This window comes from Aquabacterium sp. J223 (genome assembly GCF_024666615.1).
GTDB lineage: Bacteria > Pseudomonadota > Gammaproteobacteria > Burkholderiales > Burkholderiaceae_C > J223.
In genome coordinates this window covers 4,245,579-4,258,168 of sequence record NZ_CP088297.1, presented here as the reverse complement: position 1 = coordinate 4,258,168, position 12,590 = coordinate 4,245,579, and the positions used below count along the sequence as shown (strand labels likewise).

At 71.6% G+C, this 12,590-nt stretch carries 13 protein-coding genes; 4 read left to right on the top strand and 9 right to left on the bottom strand.

The annotated features are described in order from the left end of the window. Positions 1-13 precede the first annotated feature (13 nt). Positions 14-448, top strand: coding sequence for a DUF1841 family protein (locus tag LRS07_RS19995; protein WP_260499672.1), 435 nt, complete (start codon positions 14-16; stop codon positions 446-448). Between the two features lie 4 nt (positions 449-452). Here the strand turns inward: LRS07_RS19995 and panC are convergent, their stop codons facing one another. The 4 genes from panC to LRS07_RS19975 all read right to left on the bottom strand — a co-directional run bounded on the left by panC (position 453) and on the right by LRS07_RS19975 (position 3,242). Then, positions 453-1,283, bottom strand: a complete 831-nt coding sequence (gene panC / locus LRS07_RS19990) for a pantoate--beta-alanine ligase (RefSeq protein ID WP_260499671.1) — start codon at positions 1,281-1,283, stop codon at positions 453-455. Between the two features lie 16 nt (positions 1,284-1,299). Continuing rightward, positions 1,300-2,139 (bottom strand): 3-methyl-2-oxobutanoate hydroxymethyltransferase, encoded by an 840-nt coding sequence (gene panB, locus LRS07_RS19985; RefSeq protein WP_260499670.1) that lies wholly within the window; start codon positions 2,137-2,139, stop codon positions 1,300-1,302. Positions 2,140-2,202: 63 nt separating this feature from the next. After that, positions 2,203-3,039: a segregation and condensation protein A gene (locus LRS07_RS19980; RefSeq protein ID WP_260499669.1), complete on the bottom strand. Its 837-nt coding sequence runs from the start codon at positions 3,037-3,039 to the stop codon at positions 2,203-2,205. Further along, a complete protein-coding gene (locus LRS07_RS19975; protein ID WP_260499668.1) occupies positions 3,036-3,242 on the bottom strand; it encodes a DUF3460 family protein in 207 nt (68 codons plus the stop codon). Before LRS07_RS19975 ends, LRS07_RS19980 begins: the two co-directional genes overlap by 4 nt. Before the next feature lie 158 nt (positions 3,243-3,400). Here LRS07_RS19975 and bamE point away from each other — a divergent pair, with 158 nt between their 5' ends. Beyond that, positions 3,401-3,907: an outer membrane protein assembly factor BamE domain-containing protein gene (gene bamE / locus LRS07_RS19970; RefSeq protein ID WP_260499667.1), complete on the top strand. Its 507-nt coding sequence runs from the start codon at positions 3,401-3,403 to the stop codon at positions 3,905-3,907. A 16-nt stretch (positions 3,908-3,923) separates the two neighbouring features. Here the strand turns inward: bamE and LRS07_RS19965 are convergent, their stop codons facing one another. From LRS07_RS19965 to LRS07_RS19945, 5 genes are all read right to left on the bottom strand, one after another. After that, entirely contained in the window at positions 3,924-5,594 is a 1,671-nt protein-coding gene (locus LRS07_RS19965; protein WP_260499666.1) for a SulP family inorganic anion transporter, read from the bottom strand. 76 nt (positions 5,595-5,670) lie between these two features. Further along, a complete protein-coding gene (locus LRS07_RS19960; RefSeq protein ID WP_260499665.1) occupies positions 5,671-6,525 on the bottom strand; it encodes a dienelactone hydrolase family protein in 855 nt (284 codons plus the stop codon). 79 nt (positions 6,526-6,604) lie between these two features. Next, entirely contained in the window at positions 6,605-8,668 is a 2,064-nt protein-coding gene (metG, locus tag LRS07_RS19955; protein ID WP_260499664.1) for a methionine--tRNA ligase, read from the bottom strand. Positions 8,669-8,737: 69 nt separating this feature from the next. Then, positions 8,738-10,324 (bottom strand): OpgD/OpgG family glucan biosynthesis protein, encoded by a 1,587-nt coding sequence (locus LRS07_RS19950; protein ID WP_260502184.1) that lies wholly within the window; start codon positions 10,322-10,324, stop codon positions 8,738-8,740. A gap of 116 nt (positions 10,325-10,440) precedes the next feature. Further along, a complete protein-coding gene (locus tag LRS07_RS19945) occupies positions 10,441-10,983 on the bottom strand; it encodes an Mpo1 family 2-hydroxy fatty acid dioxygenase (RefSeq protein WP_260499663.1) in 543 nt (180 codons plus the stop codon). Positions 10,984-11,120: 137 nt separating this feature from the next. Between LRS07_RS19945 and dcd the strand changes: the two genes are divergently transcribed. Continuing rightward, the gene (gene dcd, locus LRS07_RS19940; protein ID WP_260499662.1) at positions 11,121-11,690 is read left to right on the top strand and encodes a dCTP deaminase; all 570 of its coding nucleotides are present in this window, start codon (positions 11,121-11,123) and stop codon (positions 11,688-11,690) included. Between the two features lie 192 nt (positions 11,691-11,882). After that, entirely contained in the window at positions 11,883-12,467 is a 585-nt protein-coding gene (locus LRS07_RS19935; protein ID WP_260499661.1) for a PEP-CTERM sorting domain-containing protein, read from the top strand. The last annotated feature ends 123 nt before the right edge of the window (positions 12,468-12,590 follow it).

The window sequence follows — 12,590 nt, the reverse complement described above, 5'->3', positions numbered from 1 at the left end:
GACAATCGGCGCGATGTTCGCTCCCTCCCAGCACGACGTCCGCCGCTTCTTCTGCGACACCTGGCGCAAGCGCCACGAGGGCCTGCCGCTGACGCCGATGGAGGCCATCGCCGCCGACTGGATCGCCGAGCACCCCGAATACGACGCCGACCTGGCGGACCTGCAGGCGGCGCTGGACCGCGGCTACGCGGTGGAGGACGGCCGCACCAACCCCTTCCTGCACCTGGCCATGCACCTGTCGATCACCGAGCAGCTGGCCATCGACCAGCCGCGCGGCATCAAGCAGGCGGTGGACCTGCTGGCCGTCCGCCTGGGCTCGCTGCACGAGGCGCAGCACCAGGCGATGGAATGCCTGGGCGAGATGGTGTGGGCCTCGCAGCGCAGCGGCCTGCCGCCGGACGGCGAGGCCTACCTGGAATGCGTGCGGCGGCGGGCCACCGCGGGTTGAGGCGTCAGAACTCGAGGTTGTCGATCAGCCGCGTGCGGCCCAGCCGCGCGGCGCCCAGCGCCACCAGCGGCTCGGCCGGCGAGGTGGGCGGCTGCAGGTCGGCGCGGCGGCGCACGGTCAGGTAGTCGGGCTGCCAGCCGCGGGCGGTGAGCGACTGCTGGGCCTCGGCCTCGAGCGCGCTCAGGTCCTGCAGGCCACCGGCGCGCACGGCGGCGGCCAGCCCCTGCAGCGCACGGGCCAGGGCCGGCGCCTCGGCGCGTTCGTCGGCCGAGAGGTAGCCGTTGCGCGACGACAGGGCCAGGCCGTCGTCGGCGCGGGCGGTCGGGCCGGCCTCGATGCGGATGGGCAGCGCCAGCTGCGCCGTCATCTGCCGGATCACCATCAGCTGCTGGTAGTCCTTCTGGCCGAACACCGCCACCGCCGGCTGCACGATGGCGAACAGCTTGGCCACCACCGTGCACACGCCGGTGAAGAAGCCGGGGCGGAAGGCCCCTTCCAGGATGTCGGCCAGCTCGGGCGGGGGCACCACCTTCACGCCCTGCGGCTGGGGGTACAGCTCGCGCTCGCTGGGCGCGAAGACGAGGTCGCAGCCGGCCGGTGCCAGCCGCGCGCAGTCCTGGGCCAGCGTGCGCGGGTAGGTGTCGAAGTCCTCGTGCGGCGCGAACTGCAGGCGGTTGACGAAGATGCTGGCGACCACCGGGCCGCTGAAGCCCTTGGCCTGCCGCACCAGCGACAGGTGGCCGTCGTGCAGGTTGCCCATCGTGGGCACGAAGGTGGTGGTGCGCTCGCCCTGCAGGGCCTGGCGCAGCTCGGCGACGGTGTGGATGACGCGCATGGCGAGGCAGACGGGGTCAGTAGCCGTGGATGGCGTTGTCCGGGAAGCTGCGGTCCTTCACCGCGGCGACGTAGGCCTTGAGCGCGGCGTCCAGGCTGCCGGCGCCTTCCATGAAGTTGCGCACGAAGCGCGGCAGCCGGCCGCGCGTCAGGCCGAGCAGGTCCTGCAGCACCAGCACCTGGCCGGCGGTGACGTTGCCGGCGCCGATGCCGATGGTGATGACCTCCGGCACCGCCGCCTGCACCTGCTGCGCCACCGCGGTGGGCATCAGCTCCAGCACCACCATGGCGGCGCCGGCGTCGCGCAGCTCGCGGGCGTGGCGCACCAGCGTGGCGGCGCCGTCCTCGGTCCTGCCCTGGATGCGGTAGCCGCCCAGCGCGTGCACGCTCTGCGGCGTCAGGCCCAGGTGGCCGCAGACGGGGATGCCGCGCTCGACCAGCGCGCGCACCAGCTCGGGCGTCCAGCCGCCGCCTTCCAGCTTGACCATCTGCGCGCCGGCCTGCATCAGCGCCACGCTGGAGCGCACCGCCTGGGCGGTGCCCTCCTGGTAGCTGCCGAAGGGCAGGTCGGCGATCAGCCAGGCGGCGGGCTTGACCCGGGCCACGCAGGCGGTGTGGTAGGCCACCTGCTCCAGCGTCACCGGCAGCGTGCTGGCGTGGCCCTGCACCACCATGCCCAGTGAATCGCCGACCAGCAGGCTGTCGGCGCCCGCCTCGTCGCAGGCCACGGCGAAGCTGGCGTCGTAGCAGGTGACCATGGCCACCGGCTCGCCGCGGGCGTGCAGCTCGCGCAGGGCGTTCAGGGTCACGGGCTTGCGCCCGGTGCCGCCGGTGCCGGGGGAGGTGTGTGAACTCATGACGGGGACCTCGGGGCGCGGGAGCGCGATTGTGGGGCGCCGCCCGATCGACGTCTCGAAGCGTCAGGCCGCCGGCGTGTAGGCCAGCCGGACGTAGATCGGAGCGAACGCTTCGGCCTGGGTGATTTCCAGCAGCCGCTCGCGCGCCAGCTCCAGCAGCGCGATGAAGGTGACCACCATCACCTGCGGGCCGCGCTGCACGTCGAACAGCTCGTCGAACTCGACGTAGCGCCGGCCCTGCAGCCGCTTGAGCACCAGGCTCATGTGCTCGCGCACCGACAGCTGCTCGCGGCTGATGCGGTGGTGCTGGTGCAGCCGGGCGCGCTTGAGCACGTCGGCCCAAGCCCCGCGCAGGTCGTCCACCGTGACGTCGGGAAAACGGGGCTGCAGCGCCTGCTCGATGGTGACCTGCGCACGCAGAAAGTCGCGGCCCAGCAGCGGCAGCGCGTCCAGCCGGGCGGCGGCCAGCTTCATCTGCTCGTACTCCAGCAGCCGCCGCACCAGCTCGGCCCGCGGGTCCTCGGGTTCGGCGCCGTCGTCGGCCTTGCGCTGCGGCAGCAGCATGCGGCTCTTGATCTCGATCAGCATGGCCGCCATCAGCAGGTACTCGCTGGCCAGCTCGAGGTTGTGTTGGCGGATCTGGTCGACGTAGTCCAGGTACTGGCGGGTGACGCTGGCCAGCGGGATGTCGAGGATGTTGAAGTTCTGCCGCCGGATCAGGTAGAGCAGCAGGTCCAGCGGGCCCTCGAAGGCCTCGAGGAAGACCTCCAGTGCGTCCGGCGGGATGTACAGGTCCTGCGGCAGCGCGAACAGCGGCTCGCCGTAGAGGCGGGCGACGGCAACCTGGTCCACGACTTCCGGAATACCGTGGTCGTCCGCGGCCACGGCGGTGGCGGTCACTTGCTCGGACGGGGCTGGTAGACGTAAGGCGCCTGCGACACCTTGCCGGCCTTGAACTGGGCCTGCCACTCGGGGTCGAGTTCCTTGTCCCAGAGCAGCGCGCGGCCGGCCTGCTGCTCGCGCTCCAGCGTGGGCTTGGCCGACTTCAGCTCGTCGAGGAACTGGGTGATCTCGCTCTTGTACGGCTTCCAGAACAGCGGCATGGCGATGGCTAATGCAGACAAGAGGCCGGTGCACCACCGGCGGGACAATGACCGGGATTCTACTGAGGGGCCCCCAGGGCCGGGCTGAAGCCCAGCCCGCCCCCCACGGGGGCAAGGAAACTTGGGGCGGCCCGGCCTTTCCTTGAGAGGAGCCCTGCATGCCATCTGCCACCGTCACCGCCTGGCTCGCCGCCGGCCTCGGCGCATTGCTCGCCCTCGTCGGCTGCGACCAGAAGCGCATCGACCGGCTGGAGGAGGGCCTGTCCACCGAGGCCGACGTGCGGCGCGAGTTCGGCGAGCCCGCCGCGGTGTTCGCCGAGCCGGACGGCTCGCGCACGCTCGAATACCCGCGCCAGCCCGAAGGCCAGGTCAACTACCTGATCACCATCGCGCCCGACGGCAAGATGAGCGCGCTGCGCCAGGTGCTGCAGCCGGCCACCTTCGCCCAGGTGCGGCCCGGCCTGGACAAGGCGCAGGTGCGGCGGCTGCTCGGCCGGCCGGCGCGCACCACGGCCTACCCGCTGAAGCGGGAGGAGGAGTGGGACTGGCGCTGGCGCGACGGCATGGCGTCGCGCTGGTTCACCGTGGTCTTCGACGCCGACGGCCGGGTGGTGCGCAGCGCCGAGTCGGACGACCGCAGCCGCGAGGGCGACGGCCAGCGGTAGCGCAGGCCGCGGCGGCTCAGGCCGCCAGCGCCGCCAGCGCGCTGCCGACGTCCGGCGCCAGCCGGGCGCCGCCCAGCCCCTCGGTCAGCCCCGCGCGCTGCACCTTGTCGGCCGGCTGGCCGCGCAGGCCGGTCAGCCACAGTTCGCGTCCCTGTCGCTGGAGGTCGCGCTGCAGCTGGACGAGGGCGTCCAGGCCCGAGGCGTCCATCCAGAACAGCCGGTCGGCGTCGAGCACCAGCGCCCGCGTGCCGGCGGGGGCGCCCGGTGCGGCGGACGGGTCGGCCAGCGCCTCGATGCGGCCGACGGCGCCGAAGAACAGGGCGCCCTCCAGCCGCACCACGCCCACGCCGTCCGGTGCCCGGTCGGGCCACGGCGTGGCGGTGAACAGCGTGGCCATGCGCCAGAGGAAGAAGGCGCAGGCGGCCACCAGTCCGGCCTGCACCGCCACCGTCAGGTCGAACACCACCGTCAGCACGAAGGTGCCCAGCAGCACCCAGCGGTAGTCGGCGCCGTGGCGGCGCAGGTGGCGGCGCGAGAGCGTCCGCCACTCGCCCATGTTCCAGGCCACGTGCAGGAGGATGGCCGCCAGCGCCGGCAGCGGCACCCGGTCGGCCAGCGGCGCGGCCAGCAGCACCACGGCCAGCAGCGTCAGCGCGTGCACCATGCCGGCGATGGGGCTGGTGGCGCCCGCCCGGGCGTTGGTCAGCGTGCGCGCGATGGTGCCGGTGGCCGGGATGCCGCCGAACAGCGGTGCCGCGACGTTGGCGATGCCCTGCGCCATCAGCTCCTGGTTGGGGTCGTGGCGCGGCAGGCCGCTGGCCTGGTCGGCCACCCGGGCGCACAGCAGCGACTCGACCGCCCCCAGCAGCGCGAGCGTGACCGTCGGCACGACGAGCGCCTGCGCCGAGGCCCAGCTGAACGCCGGCAGTTCCAGCGCCGGCAGGGCGCGCGGGATGCCGCCGAAGCGCGAGCCGATGGTGTCCACCGGCAGGCCGAGCAGCGCCACCGCGGCACCGCCGAGGACCAGCACCACCAGCGGCGCCGGCAGCCGGGCGGCCCAGGCCGCGGCGGCGCGGGTCGACGCGGCGTCACCGACGCGGCCGAGCCGCGACCAGCCGAGCAGCACCGCCAGGCTGGCCAGGGTCACCGCCAGCGCCCAGGGGTTGAAGGTGTGCAGGTGGGCGCCGAGCGCGGCCAGCTGCGAGAACGCGTCGGCCGGCACCTTGGGCACTTGCAGGCCCAGCCCGTCCTTCAACTGCGACAAGGCGATCAGCACCGCGATGCCGTTGGTGAAGCCGACGATGATGGGCACCGGCACGTAGCGCACCAGCGTGCCCAGCCTGAGCAGCCCGAGCAGGAACAGCAGCACGCCGGCCAGCGCGGTCGAGATGAGCAGGTTGGTCAGGCCGTAGCGTTCGACGATGCCGTAGACGATCACGATGAAGGCGCCGGCCGGCCCGCCGATCTGCACGTTCGAGCCGCCGAACGCCGAGATGAGGAAGCCGGCGACGATGGCGGTGACCAGGCCCTGCTCGGGCTTGACGCCGGATGCGATGGCGAAGGCCATGGCCAGCGGCAGCGCCACCACGCCGACGGTGACGCCGGCGCCGATGTCGGCGGCGAGGCGCCGACGGTCGTAGCCGCGCAGCGCGTCGAGCAGGCGGGGCCGGAAGCGGTGAACGGTCATGGCACCCTTTTGCTTCGCTCTGTCCCTCCAAGAGGGAGGCAGCGCTCCCTTCGGAGCGGCCGTGCGGGAGCGCGGCTCAAGGTTTCAGCACCGCCTCGACGAAGGCCGCCACCCGCTCGCGCGCCTTGTCGCGCGAGGCGGCGTGCTCGCCGACGTAGTACTTGCGCAGCGCCAGCGCGTAGGGCACCGGGTTGTCGAAAGAGTGACGGGCGCCGGGGTAGACGATGAGGTCCAGGTGCTCGGGCTGCTTCTGCGCCGCGTGCAGCGTCTGGCAGGCGGCGGCGGGGGTCCAGTTGTCCTCGTCGCCGACCATGATCACCGTCGGCTTGCCGAACTGCAGCCGGCCGGCGCCGACCTGGCAGGCGGGGTACAGCGCCACGCCGCCGACGAACAGCGGCGAGGTGCGCACGCCGGCCATGGCCAGCAGGGTCACGGCGCCGCCATGCGACTGGCCCATCAGCGCGATGCGGTCGGTGCGCACGAAGGGCTGCTGCACCAGCCAGGCATGCGCCGCCCGCACGTCGTCGACCCGGCGGCCGAACCAGGGGCCGCCTTCGCCGCACACGTCGGAGATGCCGCGCGCGGTGAAGCTGTCGACCATCAGCACACCGACGCCCTGGCGGTTGAGCCGGCTGCTCCAGTGCTCGACCAGCTGCGGCCTCAGCCCGCTGCAGCCGTGCAGGAAGACGATGAAGGGCAGCGGCCCGCTGGCGCCGTCGGGCAGGTGGAGCCGGGCGGTCAGGTCGCCGGTGGGCGCGGCGTCGGAGAAGCGGTCGTGCACGCCCGGCTGCCAGGGGAAGCTGACCTCGCGCGTCTCGGCCTGGCCGGCGCCGGCCCCCAGCAGCAGCGCGGCCGGGACCAGCGCACGCGCCAGCCAGCGGCGGACGACGGCGTCGGCCTGCCGGGCCGGCCGGATGGGCATCGCGTTCATGGCGGCTCCTGTCCTCCTGTCCTCCTGTGGACGGGCCGAAGCCTAGCCGAGCGCCGCCCGGCTTCCAATCACCGCCGGCTCAGCGCACCCGCAACCCGGGCGTCGCGCCCTCGTGCGGCTCGAGCAGGTACAGGCCCGGGTGGGCCTTCTCGTCGCCGTGGCTGGCGGCCAGCACCATGCCCTGGCTGAGCCCGAACTTCATCTTGCGGGTGGCCAGGTTGGCCACCATGACGGTGAGCCTGCCGACCAGGTCCTCCGGTGCATAGGCCGACTGGATGCCGCTGAACACCTGCCGCGGCTGCGCCTCGCCGACGTCGAGCATGAGCTTCAGCAGCTTGGTCGAGCCTTCGACCCGTTCGGCGGAGACGATCCGGGCGATGCGCAGGTCGAGCTTGGCGAAGTCGTCGAGGCCGATGGTCTCGGCGATGGCCTCGCCGCCGGGCGGCGGCAGCTCGATCGGCGCGGCCTCGGCCGGGGCGAGCAGGGCGTCCAGCCGTTTTTCGTCCACCCGCTGCAGCAGGTGCTGGTAGCGGCCGATGGTGTGCGCGCCGAGGTCGCGGTCCAGATCGTCCAGCCGCAGCGGCGGCACCTGGAGGAAGGCCTCGACCTTGGCGGCCAGCGCCGGCAGCACCGGTTTCAGGTAGACCGTCAGCAGCCGGAAGGCCTCGATGCAGGTGCTGCAGACGTCGTGCAGCACGGCGGACTGCTCGGCGTGCTTGGCCAGTTCCCACGGCTTGTGGCGGTCGACGAACTCGTTGACGCGGTCGGCCAGCAGCATCACCTCGCGCAGGGCGCGGCCGTACTCGCGGTCCTCGTAGGCCTGCACGATGCCGTCGCGGCCGGCGCGCAGGTGGTCCAGCAGCGTGCGGCCCTCGACGCCCAGGTCGCCGGACAACCGGCCGTCGAAGCGCTTGGCGATGAAACCGGCCGCGCGGCTGGCGATGTTGATGTACTTCCCGACCAGGTCCGCGTTGACGCGGGCGACGAAGTCGTCGGGGTTGAAGTCGATGTCCTCCACCCGGCCGTTGAGCTTGGCCGCCAGGTAGTAGCGCAGCCACTCCGGGTCGAGCCCCAGCTCCAGGTACTTCAGCGGCGAGATGCCGGTGCCTCGGCTCTTGCTCATCTTCTCGCCGCTGACGGTGATGAAGCCGTGGACGAAGATGTGGTCCGGCGTCTTGCGGCCGGAGAAGTGCAGCATCGCCGGCCAGAACAGCGTGTGGAAGTACGTGATGTCCTTGCCGATGAAGTGCACCTGCTCGGTCGGGCCGTCGGGGTCGAGCAGCCGGTCGAAGTCGACGCCGGCCTTGTCGCAGTGGGCCTTGAGCGCCGCCAGGTAACCGATCGGGGCGTCCAGCCAGACGTAGAAGTACTTGCCCGGTGCATCGGGGATCTGGATGCCGAAGTAGGGCGCGTCGCGGCTGATGTCCCAGTCGGCCAGGCGGGTGCCCTCGGCCTCGGAGCCCTCGGGCGCGAACCACTCGCGGATCTTGTTCAGCACCTCCGGCTGCAGCCGGCCGGGGGTGGTCGTCCACGCCTGCAGGAAGTCGATGCAGCGCTGCGAGGAGAGCTGGAAGAAGTGGTGCTCGCTGCTCTTCAGCACCGGGGTGGCCCCGGTCAGCGTCGAGTACGGGTTCTTCAGCTCGGTGGGCGCGTACACCGCGCCGCAGACCTCGCAGGAATCGCCGTACTGGTCCTTGGCCCCACAGCGCGGGCACTCGCCCTTGATGTAGCGGTCGGGCAGGAACATGCCCTTGACCGGGTCGAAGAACTGCTCGATCTCGCGGGTGAAGATCAGGCCGTTGCGGCGCAGCGCCAGGTACACGTCCTTCGCCAGGGCATGGTTCTCCGGCGCGTCGGTGGAGTGCCAGTGGTCGAAGGCGATGTGGAAGCCGTCGAGGTACTGCTTCCGCCCGGCGGCGATCTCGGCGACGAAGGCCTGCGGCGTCTTCCCCGCCTTCTCGGCCGCGATCATGATCGGCGCGCCGTGCGCGTCGTCGGCGCCGACGAAGTGCACCGTGTGGCCCTGCATCCGCTGGAACCGCACCCAGATGTCGGCCTGGATGTACTCCATCATGTGGCCGATGTGGAAGGGCGCGTTGGCGTAGGGCAGCGCGGTGGTGACGAAGAGCTGGCGGGTGGTCATGGATCACGGTCCAAAGCAGCCGGCCATTGTAGGAACGGCCCGTCGAGCGGGCCGTTCGGCATGCGAGGCTCAGGGCCGCAGCTGGTAGAGCCAGGTCTCGCTCAGCGTCTGGTCGCCGTTTTTCAGGTACAGCCGCAGGTCCACCGGCTCGTTGTCCTGGGGCGTGAAGTCGAACTGCGCGCGCCAGTGGCCGGGCACGTTGTTCGGCACCGCCTCGGTGAAGACGTAGGAGAAGCTGCCCCGCGCGGCCGACAGCACCGCCTCCGGCTTGACGCCGAAGGGCAGCTTGTCGAGCGGACCGCCGAGGAACTCGACCATGAACTTGCGCACGCCCGCCGGCCGCGGCTGGCCGGGCACGCCGCCGCGGCCCAGCCGGGTGGCCACGCACTGCGCCAGCGGGGTGGGGTAGGGCTCGCGGTCGGTCCAGTGCAGCCGGTAGCGCAGGTCGACGCGGCTGCCGGCGGTGGCGGGCGCCTTCGGCACCCAGGCGGCGACGGTGTTGTCGTGGATCTCGTCGTCGGTGGGGATCTCGATCAGCTGCACGCTGCCCTCGCCCCAGTCGCCCAGCGGCTCGACCCAGAGGCTGGGCCGGCGGTCGTAGGCCACGCCGTCCTGGTAGTGGTCGAAGTTGCGGTCGCGCTGCAGCAGGCCGAAGCCGCGCGGGGTCTTGTCGACGAAGGCCGACGCCACCGTGGCCGCCGGGTTCAGCAGCGGCCGCCACAGCCGCTCGCCGGCGCCGGTCCAGATCGCCAGGCCGTCGGAGTCGTGCACTTCGGGGCGCCAGTCGATGGCGGTGGGCTTGGTGGTCTCGGAGTACCAGTACATCGATGTCAGGGGCGCCAGGCCGAGGCGCGCCACGTCCTTGCGCAGGAAGAGGTGCGCCTCAATGTCCATCACCACCGCCCTGTCGCGCTTCATCACGAAGCGGTAGGCGCCGGTGAGGCTGGGGCCGTCGAGCAGCGCGTGCACGACGACGGTGTCGTTGCCGGTGGGCGGCTCGAACCAGAAGCGGGTGAAGGCGGGAAATTCCTCGTCGCGGCCCGGCACCGCGGCATCGACCAGCACGCCGCGCGCCGACAGGCCGTACTGGTACAGCTCGCCGATGGCGCGGAAGTACGACGCGCCGAGGAAGGCCACCCAGTCGTTGCGCTGCCAGGGCAGCTTGGCCGGGTCGCCGAGCCGGCTTTCCTGGAAGCGGAAGCCGGCGAAGCCGGCGCCCTGCGGCAGCTGCCGGGCCGGACTGTCGGCCGGCATGTCGAAGTAGCTCGGCGAGTAGAGGATCTCGCGGGCGTCGAAGCCGCTGGCGGCCTTCTCCAGCACATGCATCTGCACCGGCGTCTGGAAGAAGCGGCCGAGGTGGAAGAAGGTCACCGGGAAGGCGCCGGGACCGTCCTTGAACAGCGCCACCTCCGGGTTGAAGCGGATCTTGCCGTGGGCGTCGTAGTCGATGCGCTCCAGCACGTCCTTCGGCAGGTTGGCCGCCGCGGCAAAGGGGCGCGACGCCAGGCTGCGCGCCTGTTCCACCAGCGCCGCGGCGCTGAAGGGTCGTGCGGGACCCAGCCGCAATCCGGCCTGGGCGAGGGCCTGTTCCGACAGGCCGAGCGACGTGAGCGCCGCGGACGCGCTGCCCGCGGCGATGAAGGTGCGGCGTTGAATGGCGGTTCCTCCTGAGGTCTGGACGGGGTCGTCGGCCCGTTGGCGAAGTTTGTGCCAGCCACCGTGACCAAATGAAAAGGGCCTGCGATGCAGGCCCTGCGGTGGGTGGCGCCCGGTCAGCGCCCGACCGCCGCCGCGTAGTGCAGGTCGCGGTAGCCGGTGGGGCCGGCCCGGCGCTCGATCTCCTGCGCCAGGGGCCGGTTCCAGCCGAGGGCGAACAGCGCCTCGGCGGTGACGAACATCGGGCCGACCAGCAGGCCGACGAGGTCGTCGACGAAGGCGGGCTTGCGACCTTCATAGTAATGGCCGACGAACTGGATCAGCCAGCCGACGACAAAACCGCCGACGCCCCAGGCCAGCCAGCCGGCGGTGCCGTGGTGAGCGCTGACCCAGTGGCCGAGCAGCACCAGCAGCGCCGTGGCGGCGGTGGTCGCGACGCCCAGGCTGGCGAGGCCGCGCGTCAGGTACCAGGCCGCCGCCAGCCCGAGCGCCAGCCCGGCAGGCGTGACCGGCCAGGCGCCCAGCGGCGACACCGGCCGCGCCAGCAGCACCCCCACCGCGAAGACGATCAGCGGCACGCCGATGAAATGGGTGGCGATGTTGCGCCGGTCGCGGTGGTACGTGGCGTACTGGACGAGCAACTCGGTGGCGTTGCGCATGCGGGGTGTCTCCTCGGAGGCGGCGGCGTTCGGCGGCGGCGGGGTCGATGCTAGTGCGTGCGCAAAGCCCGTGCCAGGCGCTTTCCTACAATCGATGCGACTTCTGACCCGGTCCCCCGGGACGCCGAAAGCAGCCGATGAGCATCAAGAGCGACAAGTGGATCCGCCGCATGGCCGAGGCGCACGGGATGATCGAGCCCTTCGAGCCGGGGCAGGTCCGCCATGCGGCCGACGGTCACCGCATCGTCAGCTACGGCACCAGCAGCTACGGCTACGACATCCGCTGCGCGCCGGAATTCAAGATCTTCACCAACATCCACTCGACGGTGGTGGACCCGAAGAACTTCGACGAGAAGAGCTTCGTCGACTTCCAGGGCGACGTCTGCATCATCCCGCCCAACAGCTTCGCGCTGGCGCGCACGGTCGAGTACTTCCGCATCCCGCGCAACGTGCTGACCATCTGCCTGGGCAAGAGCACCTACGCCCGCTGCGGGATCATCGTCAACGTCACGCCCTTCGAGCCCGAGTGGGAGGGTTTCGTGACGCTGGAGTTCAGCAACACCACCCCGCTGCCGGCCAAGATCTACGCCGGAGAAGGCTGCGCCCAGGTGCTGTTCTTCGAGAGCGACGAGGTCTGCGAGACCTCCTACAAGGACCGCGGCGGCAAGTACCAGGGCCAGCGCGGCGTCACCCTGCCGAAGACCTGAATCACCCACCATCTCCCTAGTTCTAGGGAGGCGACGCCCGGCGGGGGCTCGCTTTCTCTACCCCGTGAAGCAGGGGGCCCCCGGGGCCACGGGCACCGCCTGCCGCCCGTCGTCTTGTGACCGCCATGCCCGTGTGCCAGCATGCTTGCAAACGGATACGTCTTGAGACGGTGGAGGGGTGAAATGAATTGGATGTCCTGGGTTCAGGCACGCCTGCTGGCGGCCGTGGCGGCCACCGTGCTGGCATTGCCGGCGCATGCGGCGCTGCAGGTCTTCACGTCGGCCAACCCGGTGTCGCCGGGTGACACCTTCCTGCTGCAATGGGAGGAGTCGGCGGCGGACTCGGCGGGCTACACCGATGCCGACTTCTTCTTCAACTGGGACCCGGCGGTCCTCGACCTGACCGGCGCCGGCGCCGGCACGGCGTTCGGCACCTCGACCCTGACCCAGTACGACCCGGGTTTCGGCGCCGGCTGGACCTGGTTCAACATCCTGCGCGACACCAGCGTCAACGTGCCCACCGACGGCGTGCTGATCACGCTGCAGTTCCAGGTGCTGGCCGGCGCGACGCTGGGCCCGACGTTCGTCGACATCCATACCGACCCCTTTGGCCTCGGCACCGCGCCGTCGGGGTACTACATCGGAAGCCCGTCGTCGCTGCGTGCCGAACTGGACGTCACCGCCGCCGTGACGCCCATACCCGAGCCGGCCACCGTCGCCCTGACCCTCGCCGGTCTGGGTCTGGTCGGTCTCACCGCCCGCCGCCGTCGCGGTTGAGGCGCTGCGCCCTTCTTTCCGCCCGCGCCCCTTCTGCGGCGCCGCACCATCGCCGACCCTGACCCGGTCGGCGTTTTCACGTCCAACACCAAGTAACGCGCGGTTACGCGCTTCGGAGACTGA

Bases quoted from the DNA above. Each gene is read 5' to 3' on its own strand.
- LRS07_RS19995 (WP_260499672.1), top strand. From the start codon at position 14: ATGTTCGCTCCCTCCCAGCACGACGTCCGCCGCTTCTTCTGCGACACC.
- panC (WP_260499671.1), bottom strand. From the start codon at position 1,283: ATGCGCGTCATCCACACCGTCGCCGAGCTGCGCCAGGCCCTGCAGGGC.
- panB (WP_260499670.1), bottom strand. From the start codon at position 2,139: ATGAGTTCACACACCTCCCCCGGCACCGGCGGCACCGGGCGCAAGCCC.
- LRS07_RS19975 (WP_260499668.1), bottom strand. From the start codon at position 3,242: ATGCCGCTGTTCTGGAAGCCGTACAAGAGCGAGATCACCCAGTTCCTC.
- bamE (WP_260499667.1), top strand. From the start codon at position 3,401: ATGCCATCTGCCACCGTCACCGCCTGGCTCGCCGCCGGCCTCGGCGCA.
- LRS07_RS19965 (WP_260499666.1), bottom strand. From the start codon at position 5,594: ATGACCGTTCACCGCTTCCGGCCCCGCCTGCTCGACGCGCTGCGCGGC.
- LRS07_RS19960 (WP_260499665.1), bottom strand. From the start codon at position 6,525: ATGAACGCGATGCCCATCCGGCCGGCCCGGCAGGCCGACGCCGTCGTC.
- metG (WP_260499664.1), bottom strand. From the start codon at position 8,668: ATGACCACCCGCCAGCTCTTCGTCACCACCGCGCTGCCCTACGCCAAC.
- LRS07_RS19945 (WP_260499663.1), bottom strand. From the start codon at position 10,983: ATGCGCAACGCCACCGAGTTGCTCGTCCAGTACGCCACGTACCACCGC.
- dcd (WP_260499662.1), top strand. From the start codon at position 11,121: ATGAGCATCAAGAGCGACAAGTGGATCCGCCGCATGGCCGAGGCGCAC.
- LRS07_RS19935 (WP_260499661.1), top strand. From the start codon at position 11,883: ATGTCCTGGGTTCAGGCACGCCTGCTGGCGGCCGTGGCGGCCACCGTG.